Annotated in this window: 14 protein-coding genes; 4 read left to right on the top strand and 10 right to left on the bottom strand. The window is 67.8% G+C overall.

All coding sequences use genetic code 11. From position 1 onward, the window contains the following. Window positions 1-21: 21 nt before the first annotated feature. The 7 genes from AC1M14_RS11580 to AC1M14_RS11550 all read right to left on the bottom strand — a co-directional run bounded on the left by AC1M14_RS11580 (window position 22) and on the right by AC1M14_RS11550 (window position 9735). Window positions 22-1335, bottom strand: coding sequence for a c-type cytochrome (locus AC1M14_RS11580; RefSeq protein WP_102775937.1), 1314 nt, complete (start codon window positions 1333-1335; stop codon window positions 22-24). Window positions 1336-1347: 12 nt separating this feature from the next. Further along, entirely contained in the window at window positions 1348-3123 is a 1776-nt protein-coding gene (locus AC1M14_RS11575; protein WP_479731629.1) for a GMC family oxidoreductase, read from the bottom strand. A 3-nt stretch (window positions 3124-3126) separates the two neighbouring features. Next, on the bottom strand, window positions 3127-3840 hold the full coding sequence (locus AC1M14_RS11570; protein ID WP_111824917.1) for a gluconate 2-dehydrogenase subunit 3 family protein: 714 nt from the start codon (window positions 3838-3840) through the stop codon (window positions 3127-3129). A gap of 292 nt (window positions 3841-4132) precedes the next feature. Beyond that, window positions 4133-5437 carry a cytochrome c gene (locus AC1M14_RS11565; RefSeq protein ID WP_479731628.1) on the bottom strand — a complete coding sequence of 435 codons (1305 nt, stop codon included), beginning with the start codon at window positions 5435-5437 and terminating at the stop codon, window positions 4133-4135. Further along, a complete protein-coding gene (locus AC1M14_RS11560) occupies window positions 5427-5987 on the bottom strand; it encodes a (2Fe-2S)-binding protein (RefSeq protein ID WP_102775933.1) in 561 nt (186 codons plus the stop codon). The genes AC1M14_RS11565 and AC1M14_RS11560 overlap by 11 nt, the downstream gene beginning before the upstream one ends. Next, window positions 5984-8827, bottom strand: a complete 2844-nt coding sequence (locus tag AC1M14_RS11555) for a xanthine dehydrogenase family protein molybdopterin-binding subunit (protein ID WP_479731627.1) — start codon at window positions 8825-8827, stop codon at window positions 5984-5986. The genes AC1M14_RS11560 and AC1M14_RS11555 overlap by 4 nt, the downstream gene beginning before the upstream one ends. An 89-nt stretch (window positions 8828-8916) precedes the next feature. Further along, complete coding sequence (locus tag AC1M14_RS11550; protein WP_209166848.1) at window positions 8917-9735, bottom strand: AraC family transcriptional regulator; 819 nt, start codon at window positions 9733-9735, stop codon at window positions 8917-8919. Window positions 9736-9888: 153 nt separating this feature from the next. On the opposite strand from AC1M14_RS11550, the gene AC1M14_RS11545 reads away from it, so the two are divergent. Next, window positions 9889-10881 carry an XdhC family protein gene (locus tag AC1M14_RS11545; protein WP_479731626.1) on the top strand — a complete coding sequence of 331 codons (993 nt, stop codon included), beginning with the start codon at window positions 9889-9891 and terminating at the stop codon, window positions 10879-10881. Between the two features lie 15 nt (window positions 10882-10896). Here the strand turns inward: AC1M14_RS11545 and AC1M14_RS11540 are convergent, their stop codons facing one another. Both AC1M14_RS11540 and AC1M14_RS11535 read right to left on the bottom strand, forming a co-directional pair. Continuing rightward, window positions 10897-12147 carry an iron-containing alcohol dehydrogenase gene (locus tag AC1M14_RS11540; RefSeq protein ID WP_479731625.1) on the bottom strand — a complete coding sequence of 417 codons (1251 nt, stop codon included), beginning with the start codon at window positions 12145-12147 and terminating at the stop codon, window positions 10897-10899. Beyond that, complete coding sequence (locus AC1M14_RS11535) at window positions 12137-12871, bottom strand: alpha/beta fold hydrolase (protein WP_479731624.1); 735 nt, start codon at window positions 12869-12871, stop codon at window positions 12137-12139. Before AC1M14_RS11535 ends, AC1M14_RS11540 begins: the two co-directional genes overlap by 11 nt. A 200-nt stretch (window positions 12872-13071) precedes the next feature. On the opposite strand from AC1M14_RS11535, the gene AC1M14_RS11530 reads away from it, so the two are divergent. Beyond that, window positions 13072-13725: a GntR family transcriptional regulator gene (locus AC1M14_RS11530; protein ID WP_102775928.1), complete on the top strand. Its 654-nt coding sequence runs from the start codon at window positions 13072-13074 to the stop codon at window positions 13723-13725. Window positions 13726-13750: 25 nt separating this feature from the next. Here AC1M14_RS11530 and AC1M14_RS11525 read toward each other — a convergent pair whose 3' ends face one another. Continuing rightward, window positions 13751-14560 carry a sterol desaturase family protein gene (locus AC1M14_RS11525; protein WP_102775927.1) on the bottom strand — a complete coding sequence of 270 codons (810 nt, stop codon included), beginning with the start codon at window positions 14558-14560 and terminating at the stop codon, window positions 13751-13753. A gap of 155 nt (window positions 14561-14715) precedes the next feature. On the opposite strand from AC1M14_RS11525, the gene AC1M14_RS11520 reads away from it, so the two are divergent. Together AC1M14_RS11520 and AC1M14_RS11515 are read left to right on the top strand one after the other, a co-directional pair. Then, window positions 14716-16095 carry an MFS transporter gene (locus AC1M14_RS11520; protein ID WP_102775926.1) on the top strand — a complete coding sequence of 460 codons (1380 nt, stop codon included), beginning with the start codon at window positions 14716-14718 and terminating at the stop codon, window positions 16093-16095. Window positions 16096-16315: 220 nt separating this feature from the next. Beyond that, on the top strand, window positions 16316-17485 hold the full coding sequence (locus AC1M14_RS11515; protein WP_479731622.1) for a DJ-1/PfpI family protein: 1170 nt from the start codon (window positions 16316-16318) through the stop codon (window positions 17483-17485). Window positions 17486-17511: the final 26 nt, after the last annotated feature.

The following is a 17511-nucleotide window of genomic DNA, read 5'->3' as shown; positions in this document are numbered from 1 at the left end:
CCGGGCAGACGCCGCGATACCTCAGCGCGCCGGCTGCGGCTGGGCGCCGACTTCCTTGCGCACCTTGGCCACGTCGGCGGCGCTGACCGCGCCGGCCTTGTTGCCCCAGCTGGAGCGCACGAAGGTCACCACGTCGGCGATCTCCTTGTCGGTCATGCGCCAGTCGAAGCCCGGCATCGCGTACGCGGTCGGCGCGGTGGCCGTCGCCGGCATCTGCGCGCCCTTGAGCACGATGTGGATCAGCGACGCGGGGTCGGCCGAATTCACCGTGGAGCTGAGCGCCAGCTGCGGGAACGTTTCCGCATAGCCCTTGCCGGTGCTGCGGTGGCAGGCCGCGCAGTTGTTGAGGAAGGCCATGGCGCCGTCGCCCTTGTCCTTGCCGGCGCGCAGCGCCTGCGCCACGGAATCGTCATAGGCCAGCGGCTTGGCGTCGTCCTTGTTCACCGGCGGCAGGCTCTTCAGGTACACGGCGATGGCGTTGACGTCGGCGTCGGACAGGTGCTGCGTGCTGTCGCCGACCACCTGGGCCATGCCGCCGAAGGCCGCCGAATGCCCGTTGCGCCCGGACTTCAGGAAGGCCGCGATGTCTTCCTTGGTCCAGCCGCCCAGGCCGTCGGCCATATCGCCGCGCAGGTTCTTGGCCAGCCAGCCCTCGACCACGCCGCCCGACAGGAACGCCGAGCCGTCGGCCTCGGTCAGCGCCTTCTCCTGCAGCGCGAAGCCGCGCGGCGTATGGCAGGTGCTGCAATGGCCCAGGCCCTCGACCAGGTATTGCCCGCGCAGCAGCGCCTCGCGGTCGGCGCCCTTGAGGTCGCTTGCGGCGGGTCCGCTGACCGCGTCCGGCGCGAACATCCAGCGCCACACGCCGAGCGGCCAGCGCATGGACAGCGGCCAGGTGATGTCGGTGTCCTTGTTGGCCTGCTTCACCGGCTCGACGCCGTGCATGAAGTAGGCATACAAGGCCTTCACGTCGTCGGGCGTGACCTTGGCGTAGGCCGTGTACGGCATGGCCGGATACAGCGAATGCCCGTCCTTGGCCACGCCGTGGCGCACCGCCCGGTCGAAGTCCTCGTAGCTGTACTCGCCGATGCCGGTTTCCTTGTCCGGCGTGATGTTGGTGGAGTAAATCGTGCCCAGCGGCGACTCGATGCCCAGTCCGCCCGCGAACGGCTTGCCGCCCTTGGCGGTATGGCAGGCGATGCAGTCGCCGGCGCGCGACAGGTACTCGCCCTGCTTGACCAGCTGCGCGTCGGCCGCGGCCGGCGTGCCATCCGCCGCCCAGGCGGAGCCGGCGGCCAGGACGGAGAGCGCGGCGACAATGGTGTGCTTGATCATTGTTCCGTCTCCTTACGCCTGGACCAGCGGGCCGGGGTTCTTCAGGTACTGGTCGCGGATCGCCTGCGCGGACCAGAAGGCCAGCGCCCCGACCAGGCCCGTCGGGTTGTAGCCCATGTTCTGCGGGAACACGCAGGCCCCCATCACGAACACATTGGGCACGTCCCAGCTCTGCAGGTACTTGTTGACCACGCTTTCCCTGGGACTGGAGCCCATGATGGCCCCGCCCGTGTTGTGCGTGCTCTGGTAGACCCGCGTGTCGTAGCGCGCGCCCTTCTTGCGCACGCCCACGAAGTACTTCTCGGGCTTCATGGCCTTGGCCACTTCCTCCATGCGCTTGCCCATGTAGCCCAGCATCTCGAACTCGTTGTCGTGCCAGTCGAAGGTCATGCGCAGCAGCGGCTGGCCGTTGCTGTCCTTGTAGGTCGGGTCCAGCGACAGGTAGGCGTCGCGGTACGACATCACCGAGCCCGAAATACCGATGCTCAGGTGGCGCTGGTAGGCGTCCTGCACGCCCGCCTTCCAGGCCGTGCCCCAGCTGGGCGTGCCCGGCGCGGTGGGCGTCTGCTTGATGGGACGCCCGCCATAGCGCACGTGGCGGATGCTGGCCCCGCCCAGAAAGCCCAGCGGGCCGTGGTCGAACTGGTCGCCGTTGAGGTCGTCCATGCTGACGCCGCCGGCGCCCGTGCCCACGAACGGATTGAGCTGCGTGCCCTTGGGCAGCAGCATGCTGACCGCGCCGTTCATCTGGTAGGCGTAGTTCTTGCCGACCACGCCTTCGTTGGTCTTGGGATCGTAGGGCTTGCCGATGCCCGAGAGCAGCAGCAGGCGCACGTTGTGCATCTGGTAGGCCGACAGGATCACCAGGTCGGCCGGCTGCTCCACCTCGCGGCCCTGCGCGTCGATGTAGGTCACGCCGACCGCCTTCTTGCCGCTGGCGTCCAGGTTCACCTTGATCACCTGCGACTGCGTGCGCAGTTCGAAGTTGGGCTTCTTCAGCAGCACCGGCAGGATGGTGGTCTGCGGCGAGGCCTTGGAATACATGTAGCAGCCGTAGTTCTCGCAGAAGCCGCAGAAATTACAGGGGCCCAGGCGCACGCCGTACGGATTGGTGTACGGGCCGGACGCGTTGGCCGCGGGCGCCGGATACGGGTTGAAGCCCACCTCGCGCGCGGCCTTCTCGAACAGCTGCGCGCCGTAGGTGGTGGTCAGGGGCGGCAGCGGATATTCCTTGCTGCGCTTGCCTTCCAGCGGGTTGCCGCCCTCCACGACCTTGCCGTTCAGGTTGCCGGCCTTGCCCGAGGTGCCGCACACGTACTCGAACTTGGTGAAGTACGGCTCCAGTTCGTCGTAGGTGACGCCGAAGTCCTGGATGGTCATGCCTTCGGGAATGAAGTCCTTGCCGTAGCGCGTCTCGTAGCGGGTGCGCAGCTCCAGCTCTTCGGGCAGCACGCGGTAGTGCATGCCGTTCCAGTGAAAGCCCGCCCCGCCCACGCCGTTGCCCAGCAGGAACGAGCCGTTCTGGCGGTACGGCACCGCCACGTCGTCCACGCCGTGGCGGATGGTCACGGTTTCCTTGGACAGGTCCTGGAACAGCTTGCCGCGCACGGAATACGCCAGCTCGTCGATCACCTTGGGGTACTCGGCGTCCTTGGGCGTGTCCTGCATGCCGCCGCGCTCCAGCGCCAGCACGTGCAGGCCGGCCTCGGTCAGCTCCTGGCCCATGATCGCGCCGGTCCAGCCGAACCCGACCAGCACCGCATCGACTTTGTCTTTCTTGATCGCCATGGTTCAGCCCCTCTCCCCGGAAATCGAAACCGGACCGTAGGGGTACTTCACGTTGGGCTGGTCCGCCCAGTCCATGTAGTCGGCGCGCGCGCCCGGAAAGCCCACCATCTTCCAGCCCACCATGTTCTTGTTGCCGCCGTACATCGGATCGGCGAAGAAGCCTTCCTTGGTGTTGGCCAGCAGGAAATTGAAGAAGGTCCTGGACGGCACGGTCTCGAATTCGATCTTGCCGGCCTGCAGGTCCTTCAGGATCTGCTCCTGCAGCGGCTTGTCCAGCTCCGCGTAGACCTTGCCGTGCGTCTTCGTGCACCAGGCGTCGCAGGCCTCGATGCCGTTGCGGTAGACCTGCCGGGGATTCTGGTTGATCTGGTAGCCCAGCTCGGGCACCACGTCGGGGTGGAACGGCCCCTGCATGTACCAGAGCTTGCCGTGGCCGAACGGCGTTTCCATCTGGCGGTCGATGAACTCGGGCACGCCGGCTTCGATGGCGCCGGGGCCGTACTCGTCGGCGGGGATCAGGTGATCGACCGCGGCGACGATGAAGGCCCATTCGGCCTTGCTGAAGTAGGTGGGTTCATAAGGTTTGGCCGCAGGCGCCTTGGCGCTTTCCGACCCGTTGGTACAGCCGGTGGTCATTGCCCCCACCGCCAACGTCGACGCCGGCACGATGGCCAACGCCTGCAGGAACCGCCTGCGCGGCTTTGCGTCTTCTGTCATAAACATCTCCGTGATAACCCAAGCCGCCCTAGCCCTACAGAACATGAACCTGGAAACACGAACCGCCGAGCTAGAGACAACAAGCTCTACGCTTACAGAAAATCGACTCTTCCTGTGAAAGGGACACAAGAAAAGGTGCCGTCATTATGCGCTTTTCCCGCCAACTGATACGCTCGATTGACCGTATCAGTTTCATTTTCTCGGTATGGAAATGTGTTTTGCATTAAGGACTATGTAAGAAGCCCGCATAAGCGGGCTTTTCTGACAACTCCTTGAACGATTTCGCGCAAATTCAGCGCTGGCGCAGCCTGGCCACGTCGCCGGGCGTCACGCTGGCCGGCCGCTTGCCGTACTCGACCCGCAGCCAGTTTCCGAGCGCGCTGATGTCCTCGTCGGACAGCGTGCGCGCGAACCCCGGCATGGCCTGCATACGCTCCAGGCCGGGCAGCTCGTGCGCCGGCAGCCCGTCCAGTATCGAAACGAGCAGGTTGTGCGGATCGGCGTCGGTCACGCTGCTGTTGCCGACCAGGCCCGGCGCCACGTGCGGCACGCCCCGGCCATTGGCCGCATGGCAGCCGGCGCACAGGTTCAGGTAATGCGAGCGTCCCGACAGGTCCTGTTCCATCGGCCGCCCAGCCTCGGCCAGGGCGACGGCCGGCGGCGCCGCTTGCGGGCCGGAAGCGAACAGGTACGACACCGCGGCGTCGATATCCGATTCGCGCCATCGGCTGGTCGAGAGATTCACCGCTTCCAGCATTTCGCCCGACGCCACCGCCACCGCGCTGACGCCCGTGCGCAGGTAGCGCCTGAGTTCGTCCTCGGTCCAGCCGCGGGCCAGCAGGCCGGCGCGCGTGATGTCCGGGGCGGCGAAACGGGCCAGGGTGTTGTTGCCGGCCAGCGGCCGGCGCCGGTCCGTCTGCCCCAGCGCGCCGCGCGGGCTGTGGCACTCGGCGCAATGGCCCAGCGTATCGACCAGGTATTTGCCGCGCAGCAGCGCGGGCGCATTGTCCTGCCGCGCCTGCGCCTGCCCGTCGCCGGCGAACAGGAAGTTCCAGAAGTACAAGCCAAAGCGCAGGTTGAACGGGAACGAGAGCCCGTTCTCCCGATTGGGCTGCGCGACCGCCGGCACGTTCATCAGGTAGGCGTACATCGCATCGCTGTCCTGCCTGCTGATGCCGCGGTACGAGGTATACGGCATGGCGGGATACAGCAGATGCCCGTCGCGCGCCGTGCCGCGCGTCAGCGCCCGATGGAATTCCTCGGCCGTGTAGCGGCCGATGCCGTGGTCCGGGTCCGGCGTGATATTGGTGGAGTGAATCGCGCCGAACGGCGTCTCCAGCGGCCGTCCACCGGCTAACGGCGCGCCGCCATGCGCGGTATGGCAGGCCGCGCAATCGGCGACGGTCGCCAGGTATCTGCCCAGCTCGATCTGCCCGGCGGCGGCATCGACGTGCTGCACCGGATCGGACTGGGCCAGCCACCGCCGGCCTTCCTGCACCGCGACCAGGGCGATGACGGCGAGCGCGGCCGCGGCGGCGCCTGCCGCCAGCCAGCGTTTCGCGCCTTGCCGGCGCTTGCGGACGGTGTCATCGGCCATGGTCGCGCCTCACCAGTCCGGGGGTTTGCAGGACGACCTGCCTGACCGCTTCGAAATACCGCACGTAGCCGGTGCAGCGGCACAGGTGCGGGTCGAGCGCGGCCTCGACGGCCGCGTCGACCTCATGTTCGGCGATCGGCGTGCGCTTCAGCCTTTCCACCAGCACGGTGGCCGCGTTGACGAAGCCGGGCGTGCAATAGCCGCACTGAAAGCTGTAGCCATCGACGAAAGCCTGCTGCACCGGCGACAGTTCGACCACCGCGCCGTCCGCGTCGCGCCGCGCATGGCCTTCGATGGTGCGCACCTTCCTGCCTTTGAAATAGTGCGCGCCAGTGATGCAGGTGCGGACCTCCTGCGGCCCGTCCTGGCCGTCGACGATCACGGTGCAGGCCCCGCACTCGCCCTGGCCGCAGCCGAACCGCGTGCCGGTGAGATTCAGGTACTCGTGCAGCACGTCTATCATCATCATGTCCTGCGGCACCTCATATGGCCCGTAGGTCTTGCCATTGACGTCCAGCGTCAGGGGCAGGGATACGATGGAATTTTTCATGTGGCGCTCCTGTTCCGGGCCTGTGCACCGGGCCCTGATTGCAGCGCGGCGAGAATCTTGTCCGCGCTGACCGGCAGTTCCCGGAACCGGTGGCCGGTGGCATGGGCGACGGCGTTGGCCAGCGCCGGCACGATGGGCATCATGGACAGTTCGCCTATGCCCTTGTAGGGATCGGAACCGGACAGGGGCTGCAGTATTTCGGCGGTCTGCGTCCATACCGCCACGTCGCGCGAGCGCGGCAGCTTGTAGCGGTTGAAGTTCCACGTGCCGTTGCCCGGCCCGTCCTCGTACAGCGGCAGGTATTCGTGCAGCGCGTGGCCGATGCCCATGGCCGCCCCGCCCTGCAATTGCCCGGACACCAGCTCCGGCACCAGCTGGTTGCCGCATTCCAGCACCGCGTGATGGCGCAGGATCTCGACCTTGCCGCTGGCCTTCTCGACCGCGACTTCGGCCAGCACGCCCAGCACGCTGTTCAACAGGAATCCCGCGTTATTGCGCTGCACCGCCGGGTACGCCACCCGCGTGCGCGGAATGAAGCAATAGCCGCCGGCGGTGGGCGTGCCGCCGGCCGCCGGCCCGCCGCCGTCGCCCCGGCGCACGGCCAGGCCGTCGATCTGCCAGCGTTCGACGCCCGACGGCAGCGCGAAATCGGATTCCGTCCATTGCCCGCGGCTGAAGTCGTGGACCGCGACGCCGGTGACCAGGTTCAGTTCATAGGCCTTGCGCGCCAGCGTCTCCAGCGGCAGCGGCGTCATCCCGCCAGCCGTCAGCCGTCCGCCCACCCAGCGGGCCTCCTCCGGCCGCACCGCCGAGGACGCCCATTGGCCGCCGCCGATGCCCCGGCTCCAGATCGCGACCGCGGCGGGCCACAGGCCGTGCATGAACAGAAAACGGCTGGCCTCGATGGTGGCGTGGCTGAAGTAATACGAGGAGTTCGACGCCGACGAGGGCGAGGAAATATACGGCGTCCAGTACGGGTTCTGCGCCAGCAGGTCCTGCGCCGCCTGCGAGATGGTGCGCGGATTCTCGCTGGTCTGCATGGGCAGCTCGGGCCAACGTGTCTGGCCCCACTCCACCGCGTCGGCCGGGCGGCCCAGCCACTTGGCGCAGGCGTAGGCCTGGCTGGTGGTCGAGCCGGTGCCGATCTCCACCGCGACGTGGCGCAGCTCGATCCGCCCGTCCGGCGACAACGCGACGCCGGCGTATGCGGCGTCGGCCCCGTTGCCGTATTCGCGATAGGCGCAGGCGGCCCCCACGCCGTACAGCCGGCCCGGATGCTCGGCCTCGTAGGCCGATTTGCGCCGCTGCCGCTCCTGCCACAGCGGATGCGCGGCCATCCGGTGCAGCACTTCGGCGCCGCGCAGCTCGCCGCCGGGAATGGCGCCCTGCGTATTCTTCATGTTGGCGCGCAGCACGTTGGCCAGACGCAGCTCGATGGCGTCCAGCCCCAGTTCCTGCGCGACCTCGTCGACCAGCATTTCGGTCGCGCCTATGCTTTGCACCATGCCGACGCCGCGCACGGCGGCCGCATCCACCGCGCGCGACGCCTGCATCGTGCTCATCAGATCGCTGCGCGGAAAATAATAAAGAGACTGCGCGCCGACCAGCGTGGCGAAGCCCACGATGGGCGACCCGCTGCTGCGCCCGCCGCCATTGCCGACCAGCCTGGCCTGGAAAACCTGGAATTTCCCGCTGGCGCGATCCACCGCGATGCGGTAGCGGATCTGGAAACTGTGGCGCTTGGTGCCGGCCTGGAACTGCTCGTAGCGGTCGTTGGCCAGCCGCACGGGACGGCCGTCCGCGTACAGCGCCGCGATCATCGGCAGCAACTGGAACATGCTGGCTTCCTTGGCCCCGTAGCCCACGGTATGGCACGGCGTCAGCAGAATGCGCCGGATGTCGCGCCGGCTGGCGGCGAACATCCGGGCGGCATGCTGCAGGATCTCCTGCGGGGCCTGCGTCGCGACGATCACGTGCAGCGTGCCGTCCGCGCCTTCGTACCAGCAGTTGCCGTTATCGGTTTCCAACGGCGCGGGTTCGATGGACTGGGAGAAGTATTCCCGCTCCAGCACCAGCTGCCCCAGGCGGGGCTGTTCCAGCGCCTCGGCGATCTGCTGCGCGTGCGCCAGGCCGGCGGCGTCCAGCGCGTCGCTGCGCGCCCATTCTGGCGCCTGCTTGACGAAGCGCGCCGGGCGCAATGCCTTGTCCTTGAAGCTGGAGTAGACGTCATCGGCGAACGGGTCCTGCCCGCCCACGCGCACATAGCGCAGGCTGGCCCAGGGGTCGCGCACCAGCGGCTGCCCGCCGCCTTCGAAGCGGACCGCGCCCGGGCTGGATTTCAGTATTGTCTTGGCCGCCCTGAAGCGCGCGAAATCATGCCAGATCAGCATGGCCACGGCCTGCCCCAGATAGGCCGGCGTCGTGCCGGCGCGCAGCAAGAGCTCGCCATCGGCTATCGCGATGCCGTCGCGCTCCAGGTCTTGCGCGGTGACCACGCGGTCGGGCTGCAGCCCGGCCTCCAGCATGCCCAGGTCGATCCCGGCATAGACGCCGTCGGCCCGCGCGGCGCGCAGCAGCATGGCATGGGATTGCGTGTCGGGCCATCCGGGCTGGTCGACGGCGCGCATATCGAACCCGAAGGTCTTCTCGCCCGTCACCTTGGCCAGCGCGTCGATGCGATGGCGCATCCTGCCTGCGTCCGCGTCCCATGCCGACAGCGGCGGGGACTGCCGCACGGGCGCGGCGGCGAACGCCACGCGCGCGGGCCTGACCAAAGCGACCGCGATTCCGGAGACGACGCTGCTCCACAGGAAGTCGCGCCTGGTGAAACCATTGCTCATATTTTCGGCCTCTGTGCCACGGAGGGAAGAAGCCAATGATTCTGTCAGCCGCGTCCGCGCTCGTCCTGCACGAAAGCGACAAAAAATCGCTAAGACCGGCCAGGCGCGGAATCGGGCCGGGCGAGTTCGGCGAAGTACTTTGCCGGCGGCTTGCCCACGGCCTTGCGGAACATGGAGATGAACGCCGTCACCGACTCATAGCCGAGATGGTCGGCGGCGCGCTGCACCGAGTTGCCGGCGGCAAGCTGGTGCATGGCCACGATCAGGTGCAGCTGCTGGCGCCAGCGGCCGAACGACAGCCCGGTTTCCTGATGGACCAGCCGGGCCAGCGAACGCTCGCTCATGGCCACCTCCCTGCCCCAGGCCGCCAGCGTGCGCCTGTCGGCGGGGTTCTCCGTCAGCATTCTGGCGATCTTCTGCAGGCGCGGATCGGAAGACGTCGGCAGGTGCAAGAGCTCGACCGGCATCTTCACCAGCTCTTCGAGCAACACCACCGCCTTGCGGCCCGTGGGGCTGTCCGGCGGATAGCTGGCGTCGGCCTGCGCCATGTCGAGCATCAGCTCGCGCACCAGCGGCGTAATGGACAGGGTGCAGCATTGCCGCGGCAGACGGGCGGCGTCCGGACGCACGAAGAGATTGCAGATGCGCGCGTTGTCCGTCGCGCGCATGCTGTGCGTCATCTTCCCGGGTATCCACACCGCGCATCCGGGCGGCACCATCCAGATCGAATTCGGCACCTCGCAGGTCACGCCGCCGCGCAAGGCCAGCACCAGTTGCCCGTAGCGATGCCGGTGCACGGGCACCTCGCTCCTGCGCCCGGCAAGCTCCACCTGCCGGCCGATCACGGGCGCGTCGGACGCCTCAAACTCATCGAGCCTGTCGATGTCCAGATCCGCCAAAGTCGTCATGCCATTCACGTTGACCTGATTGAGCGATTTTTTGCCATTTTAAGCCGTATACATACTAACGGAGCGCATCCTATCCTGCCTGCTCCGCCCCTACCCGCTCATGCCGCCATGCAGCCATATCAACCGCCCACATCGGACAGCGCAACGCAGGCGATGGACGATATCGAGCTCCACGTCCTGCGCCATCTTTGCCAGTGGCGCCAGGCCGGGCAGCGCGCGATGCTGTTGACGGTGGTGCGGACCTGGGGCTCGTCGCCGCGCCCGGTGGGCGCCATGATGGCGCTGCGCGAGGACGGCCGCAGCGCCGGTTCGGTATCCGGCGGCTGCGTCGAGGACGACCTGATCCTGCGCCATGCGCGCGGCGCCGCAGGCATGCCGGCGCAGCCGCCGCAACTGATCCGCTATGGCGTCAGCGCCGACGAAGCGCATCGGTTCGGCCTGCCCTGCGGCGGCACGCTGGAGCTGCTGGCCGAATTCAATCCCGCGCCCGAACCCTTGGCGGAACTGCTTCAACGGCTGCAAGCCGGCGAACTGGTGCGCCGCACGGTCCTCCGCCAGGACGGCGCCGTGCGGCTGGACCGCGCGCACGCGCCCGGCACGCTGCGGCTCGACGACGACACGCTGGAATACACGCTGGGGCCGGCGTACCGCATGCTGCTGATCGGCGCCGGCGCGCTGGCCGAATACCTGGCCACCATGGCGCGCTTCAATGGGTTCTCGGTCACGGTCTGCGATCCGCGCGCCGAACACCGCGACGGCTGGCGCATGTCCGGCGTGCGCATGGTGACCGACATGCCCGACGACGCCGTGGCCGCCTTCGCCCCCGACCTGCGCAGCTGCATCGTGGCGCTGACCCACGATCCCAAGCTGGACGACATGGCCCTGCTCGAGGCCGTGGACAGCCCGGCCTTCTACGTCGGCGCCATCGGCTCGCGGCGCAACAGCGCGGCGCGCCGGGCCAGAATGAAAACGTATTTCGGCCACACGGACGCCAGCCTGGCCCGGCTCAGGGGTCCGGTCGGCATCCACATCGGCAGCAAAACGCCGGCCGAGATCGCGGTCAGCATCATGGCCGAAATCCTGGCCGTGAAAAACGGCGTGGACCTGCCCGCCGCGCTTTCCATCGCCGCGTCCAAGCCGCGCTGAGCGCCGCGCCGGGCGTCAGGGCTGATCGCGGTCGCCGGCCAGCGCGCCGCGCCATGCCTGCCCGATGATGCGCGCGTAGGCCGCGGGCACGTCGGCCACCGGCAAGGCCTTGGCCAGCCGGGTCACGTCCAGCGCGTCGCGCAGCAAGGCGTCCAGCGCGCTTTCCTGGATGCCGAAACTGCGCAGATCGGTCGGGATGCCCAGCCTTCCCACCAGCGCGCGCAGCGCCACCGGCAGCCGGCGCACCGCCGCTTCCTCGTCGGCATCGGCAATGCCGAAGATGCGGGCGGCCTCCAGCAGTTCCGTAAAGCGCTCCTCGCGCAGCGCGTCCAGCACATACGGCAGGATGACCGCGTTGGTGCTGCCGTGGCTTTTGTGGGTCTGCCCCGCGATCGCATAGGCGATGCCGTGGGCCGCGTTCAGCCCCGCGCTGCCGTACGAAAGCGCGGCATAAAGGCTGGCGTACGACATGCCGATGCGCGCCTGCGCATCGGCGCCGTCGGCGTAGGCCCGTTCCAGCCACGCCGCGCACAGCCGCAGCGACTCCCTGGCGAACATCATGGTCAGCAACGAGCGGCCGCTGTAGCCCGGGTCCGCGCTGCCGCCGCGGTCGTACTGCGCGCTGTCCAGCGTCACCAGCGACTCGATGGCGTGCGTCAAGGCGTCGATGCCGGCGTCGGCCGTGACCCGCGCCGGACAGGTATAGGTGAATTCGGGATCGACCAGCGCGATCTGCGGCCGCAGCGCGTTGTCCATCACCGCGACCTTGGTGGCGTTGTCCGGGTCCACCAGGATCGCCCCCGGCGTCGCCTCCGAACCGGTGCCCGAGGTGGTTGGCAAGGCGATGAGCGGCAGCGGCCGGCAGCCGGCCAGGTCGCCCAGGAAATCGCGCACCGGGCGGCCTTCGGGCAAGGTCAGGCAGAGCGCCTTGGCCAGGTCGATATTGCTGCCGCCGCCCAAGGCGATGACGTGGTCGGGCCGCGCGCCGTCCAGGGCCGCACGCAGCTGCCCGGTCGCCCGGTCGCACAGCGTGGTGGTCGGGTCGGGCTCGCCGCCTTCGTACACCGCGAGACGCACGCCGCGCGCGCCGGCGGCCTCGACCAGCTCGCGCACCCAGGGCGTCTGCCTGGCGAAGAAGGCGTCCGTCACCACCACGCCCTGCCGATGGCCCAGGCGTTCCAGCAATGCCGGCAACTGGTTGCGGGCGCCGCAGCCGACGATCAGGCGGCCGGGCGCGCAGAAATGGATCAGGTCTTCAGTTCTCATGGGTGGACTCCGGAACGGCGGGAAAAATCCCGTGCTGAAGAAAGCGGCGGATCTGCCGCGCCACGTCCGCCGTGTTCTCGGTGAGCACGGAATGGCCGGCGCCGGCAATGACGTATTGCGACGCCCGCGGCAGCCCCTCGGCCAGCCATAGGCCGTGGCTCAGCGGCGAGTCCGTGTCGTCGCTGCCGTGGATGACGAGCGCGGGTTCGGCGATCGCCGCCAGCGATGCGCGATGGTCCAGGCCGCGTATGGCCTGCCAGGTGGCGGCGACGGCGGCATGGTCGGCCGCCACGCGCATGCCCAGGCGCTGCTGGCGCTGCGCCACCTCGCGCAACAGCGCATCGCCCTCTTGCCTGAACCAGCGCGCCTGCGCCAGGCACGGCGTGCCCGACACCAGCACCAGTCCGGCCGGACGCGCGGCGTTGCTGCGGCGCAGGGCCTCCAGGATGACCGAAACGCCCATGCTCCAGCCGGCCAGCACGTAGGGGCGGCCGCCGCAGTGCGCGCGCACCGCGTCGTCCAGATCGTCGGCGTAGCGTTCCAGCGCATAACCGCCGGCCGCGGTCGGCCGGGGCGCGGCGCCGCGCCCGCGCAGATTGGGCAGCACCCAGGTCGCGGCGTCGGCCAGCGCCTCGGCCACCGGCGACCAGGCGGTGCGCGTGCCCTGGATGCCGTGGACCGCCACCACCCGAAGCGGCCCGCTACCCTTGATTTCAATGTCCATGTTGACGTCCGTCAAAGGAAAGCAACGGGCAGATGATGGAAAAGACGATACACGGCTTATATATCTCCAGAGGATGACTGGTGTTTTGCTATTCTTGCGCTGTCGAACGAGTAAGGAGAGAGGGATTGGCACGAGCCGCAAGCCCCGGCGCCGCCGGCGCCAAGCGCAAGTCCAGCGCGCCGTTGCCCGCAGTCGCCCCGATGCAGGCCAAGTCCAAGCTGAACGATGTGGCCTATCAGCTTCTGGAGGAGGCCATCGTGACGCTGAAGATTCCTCCCGGCACGCTGGTGTCCGAGCAGCGCCTGAGCGAAATGACCGGCGTCGGACGCACGCCGCTGCGCGAGGCCGTCCAGCGCCTGGCGCGCGAACACCTGATCGTGGTGATGCCGCAGCGCGGCCTGCAGATCCCAACCATAGACATCGGCAGGCAGCTGCGGCTGCTGGAAACCCGGCGCGAGATCGAGCGGCTGGTGTGCCGCAGCGCGGCCAAACGCGCCACGGCCAGCGAACGCAAGCGCTTCCAGCGGCTGGCCGACGAATTCAGCGCGGCCTCGGCCAAGAACAACGACGTCGCCTTCATGCGTTCGGACCGCGAATTCAACGAACTGTGCCTGACCGTGGCGCGCAACGAATTCACCGAAAGCGCCATGCGCGCGCTGCACGGCCTGTCGCGCCGGTTCTGGTATCTGCACTACAAGCAGGCGGCCGACCTGCCGGAAATGGCGCGCCTGCATGCGGCGGTCGCGTCGGCGATCGCGCAGGGCGACGTGGCCGGCGCCGGCGAGGCGCTGGACCGGCTGGTCGACAACGTCGAAGCCTTCGCCCGGGCCACGGTGGCGCTCGACCGGCTTTGAACCGGCCCCTGCCCGCCGCCGCACCCTAGCGCCCCTGCAGGATGGCGGCCTCTTCGTCCGACAGCTGCGGGCCGTCGAGCGTGACGCGCGAGTGGTCGTTGCGAAAGCGCGCGATCACCGGCCGCAGCTCCTCTTTCACGTGCTTCTCGCTATAGCCGTTGAACAGGTGCCCGGCCAGCCCCCGGCGCAGGTCCGAGGTGCCCATGAACCAGTCGGCGATGGGAAACGTCAGGTTCATGTTGTACTTCATCATGATCCCCATATTGTGATGCGCGGTGTGATGGCGCCGGATCGTATTGATGAAAGGCATGTTGCGCACGAACCAGTTGTCGTGCACGTGGCAGCAATAGTGGAAGGTCTCGTAGATCAGGTACTGCCCCACCATCGTCAGAAACAGGATGTAGCCCGCGTTCGGATTGAACACCAGCGAAGCGATGTAACCCAGCGCCGTGCCGGCCACGCCCAGCGTGGCGAGCACCCGCCACGGAAAGAACACGATCCGGAACTCCCGCGTGCTGTCGATGGTGGGCTCCAGATCCGTGAAGTACTGGTGATGCTGGCGCGTATGCCGTTCATAGATGGCGCGCAGCGCGAACACGTCGATGCGCCGGTGCATCACGTAGCGGTGCAGGAACCACTCCACGAAATTGCCCGCCAGAAACACCGGCACGACCAGCAGCCACTCCCAGGTCGCGCCCTGGATCTGGGTAAGGCAGTACCAGATCGCCGCCGCGCCGACGGCGTACATCACGCCGATGTGCAGCAGGCCGTTGTACAGCGGACTGATGTCCGCCTTGTACTCCTCGCGGAACTTGCGTTGTCGTTCGGTCATCATGGCCAGCCTCCTTACGCCGATAACGTACACAACTAATATATTAGTTTGCACAGGCTAGCGCGCGCCCCGGTACAAACCCCTATCGGATATTTTTTGAATCCAACTAATATATTAGTTGAGTACAAAAATCGCAGGACCACAACGGGAGACTAGCTATGGATATGTCCATTAGCGCGGTAGCAGCACGCACCAGTGTCGCCGCTCGTCTAGAGCGCCTGCCGATCACCGGCTATCAGCGAGGCTTGTTCGCCATCATCGCGACCGCCTGGTTCTTCGATTCCATGGACCTCGGAATCATGACCTTCGTGCTCGGTTCCATCAAAGCCGAATTCGGCCTGACGGCCATGCAGACCGGCCTGCTGGCCAGCTCCAGCTTCCTCGGCATGTTTCTCGGCGCGGCTACCGCCGGCCTGCTGGCCGACCGTTTCGGCCGCAAGCCCGTGTTCCAGGTCAGCATGGTGTTCTGGGGCATGGGCAGCCTGCTTTGCGGCTTCGCCCAGGACGTCGACTCGCTGATGATCTACCGCGTGCTGCTGGGCTTCGGCATGGGCATGGAGTTTCCCATCGGCCTGTCCATGGTGTCCGAGATCGTGCCCGCCAAAAGCCGCGGCCGCTACGTCGCCATCCTCGAAGGCTTCTGGCCCATCGGCTTTATCGCCGCCGGCATCGTGGCGTACTTCTGTCTGCCGCTGATAGGCTGGCGCGGCATCTTCATCCTGCTGGCCATCCCCGCCCTCTTCGTCTTCTACGTGCGCCGCTACGTGCCCGAATCCCCGCGCTGGCTGGAAGACGCCGGACGCACCGACGAGGCCGACGCCGTCACCGGCCGCTTCGAACATTCCGTGATGCGCTCGGGCCGCCTGAGCGAATTGCCGCCCGTCACCGACCTCACCGCCCAGGCCCGCCCCAGCCGCCGCGCGCTCTATGCCGAACTGTGGCACGGCATCTACGCCAAGCGCACGGCCATGCTGTGGATACTGTGGTTCTTCGCCCTGCTCGGCTACTACGGCCTGACCACCTGGCTGGGCGCGCTGCTGCAGCAGGCCGGCTACGAAGCCACCAAGTCGGTGCTGTACACCGTGTACATCTCGCTGGCCGGCATCCCCGGATTCATCTTCGCCGCCTGGCTGCTGGAAGCCTGGGGCCGCAAGCCCGCCTGCGTGCTGACCCTGCTCGGCAGCGCCGTGTCCGCCTACCTCTACGGACAGGCCGCGGCCATGCAGGCGCCCCTGCCCTACCTGATCGGAGCCGGCCTGTGCATGCAGTTCTTCCTTTTCGGCATGTGGTCGGTGCTATACGCCTACACGCCAGAGCTCTACCCCACGCGCTCGCGCGCCACCGGCGCCGGCTTCGCCTCGTCCATCGGCCGCGTCGGCTCGCTGGTCGGCCCTTACGTGGTCGGCGTGCTGCTGCCCCTTACCGGCCAGGCCGGCATCTTCGCGCTGGGCGCGGCGTCCTTCGTCATCGCGGGACTGGTCGTGATCGTGCTGGGCGCGGAAACCAAGGGGCGGTCGCTGGAGGAGCTGTCGCATTGAGGGTGTCGAGAATATCGGATTGCGCAGTAGTGGAGAGCCGAAATCCAGCCATCGAGCTGCCCGCCTGTGGATGGCGCTCAGGTGAATATAACAATATTGGCATATATGCCAATTCCGGTGCCGTGTGACGGCGGGAAGTACTATTTCAACACCCGCCCCAACCTGCCGCCGGCCATTGCAGCACCGCCGGCCAACGGCCCGCATTCGAAGAATTCCGATCATGCCGAACCGCCATGCCGTCCGGATTGCGCTGGCCCTGCCGCTGCTCGCGCTGGCCGGTTTCGGCGCCTGGATACTCAGCCTGCCGTCCCAGCCCGGACGCGCCGAACCGCCGCCCATCGCGGCCGATGAAACCAAGGCCATGCTGGCCGCGCTCGCGCCGCCCAAACGGCAGCGCCCGCTGGTAGCGGTGGTGGGCCTGAACGACGCCACCGAGACCACCGACTATCTGATGCCCGCCGGCATACTGCGCCGCGCCGACATCGCCGACGTGGAAATGCTGGCGAGCGCGGCCGGTCCGGTAAAGCTGTATCCCGCGCTCGCGGTACAGCCCGACGCCACGCTCGCCAGTTTCGACGCGCGCCATCCGGCCGGGGCCGACTACGTCATCGTGCCCGCCATGAGCCGCGACGACGATCCCGCCATCCTCGCCTGGCTGCTTGCACAGTCCCGCAAGGGCGCGACCATACTCGGCGTGTGCGCCGGGGCCAAGGTCGTGGCCGCCGCCGGCCTGCTCGACGGCAAGCGCGGCACCACCCACTGGTACTACCTAAACGACCTGCTGCGCGCGCATCCGTCGATCTCCTACGTCGCGGACCGGCGCGTCGTGACGGACCGGGGCGTGGCGACCAGCACCGGAATCTCCGCCTCCATGCCCATGATGCTCATGCTGATCGAGGCCATCGCCGGGCGGCAAAAGGCCGAGGCCGTGGCCGGCGACCTCGGCCTGCCCGCCTGGGACGCTCGCCACGCCAGCCGCAACTATGCGCTGACCCGGCCCTTCGTCACGACGGTGCTGGGCAACTCGCTGGCGTTCTGGAACCGCGAACGGATCGGCGTGGCGCTTGCGCCCGGCATGGACGAAGTCTCGCTCGCGCTGGTGGCCGACGCCTGGTCGCGCACCTACCGTTCCAGAGCCGCGTCGTACGCGGATTCGCCGCAACCGGTACAGACCCGCAACGGCATACGCATCATTCCCGACGCGGCCGACTGGTCGGCGCAAGCGCGCATCGCCACCGCGACCGAGCAACGGCCGGCCCAGGCGCTGGACCGGACCCTGCAGGCCATCGCCGGCCGCTACGGCGCGTCCACCGCCGACATGGTCGCCGTGCAACTGGAATACCCGTGGCAAGAAGCGCATGGCCGTTTTTCCGCAGCGCTGCCGCGGTAATTGTGTCAAAACCTGGCGCAGCCGCG

It is taken from the genome of Achromobacter sp. SX5, from assembly GCF_056711425.1.
This window is presented reverse-complemented; position numbering and strand designations above follow the sequence as displayed.

Excerpts from the sequence above, each read along its gene's own strand:
- AC1M14_RS11580 (WP_102775937.1), bottom strand. The coding sequence starts at position 1,335 with ATGATCAAGCACACCATTGTCGCCGCGCTCTCCGTCCTGGCCGCCGGC.
- AC1M14_RS11575 (WP_479731629.1), bottom strand. The coding sequence starts at position 3,123 with ATGGCGATCAAGAAAGACAAAGTCGATGCGGTGCTGGTCGGGTTCGGC.
- AC1M14_RS11570 (WP_111824917.1), bottom strand. The coding sequence starts at position 3,840 with ATGACAGAAGACGCAAAGCCGCGCAGGCGGTTCCTGCAGGCGTTGGCC.
- AC1M14_RS11565 (WP_479731628.1), bottom strand. The coding sequence starts at position 5,437 with ATGGCCGATGACACCGTCCGCAAGCGCCGGCAAGGCGCGAAACGCTGG.
- AC1M14_RS11560 (WP_102775933.1), bottom strand. The coding sequence starts at position 5,987 with ATGAAAAATTCCATCGTATCCCTGCCCCTGACGCTGGACGTCAATGGC.
- AC1M14_RS11555 (WP_479731627.1), bottom strand. The coding sequence starts at position 8,827 with ATGAGCAATGGTTTCACCAGGCGCGACTTCCTGTGGAGCAGCGTCGTC.
- AC1M14_RS11550 (WP_209166848.1), bottom strand. The coding sequence starts at position 9,735 with ATGACGACTTTGGCGGATCTGGACATCGACAGGCTCGATGAGTTTGAG.
- AC1M14_RS11545 (WP_479731626.1), top strand. The coding sequence starts at position 9,889 with ATGGACGATATCGAGCTCCACGTCCTGCGCCATCTTTGCCAGTGGCGC.
- AC1M14_RS11540 (WP_479731625.1), bottom strand. The coding sequence starts at position 12,147 with ATGAGAACTGAAGACCTGATCCATTTCTGCGCGCCCGGCCGCCTGATC.
- AC1M14_RS11535 (WP_479731624.1), bottom strand. The coding sequence starts at position 12,871 with ATGGACATTGAAATCAAGGGTAGCGGGCCGCTTCGGGTGGTGGCGGTC.
- AC1M14_RS11530 (WP_102775928.1), top strand. The coding sequence starts at position 13,072 with ATGCAGGCCAAGTCCAAGCTGAACGATGTGGCCTATCAGCTTCTGGAG.
- AC1M14_RS11525 (WP_102775927.1), bottom strand. The coding sequence starts at position 14,560 with ATGATGACCGAACGACAACGCAAGTTCCGCGAGGAGTACAAGGCGGAC.
- AC1M14_RS11520 (WP_102775926.1), top strand. The coding sequence starts at position 14,716 with ATGGATATGTCCATTAGCGCGGTAGCAGCACGCACCAGTGTCGCCGCT.
- AC1M14_RS11515 (WP_479731622.1), top strand. The coding sequence starts at position 16,316 with ATGCCGAACCGCCATGCCGTCCGGATTGCGCTGGCCCTGCCGCTGCTC.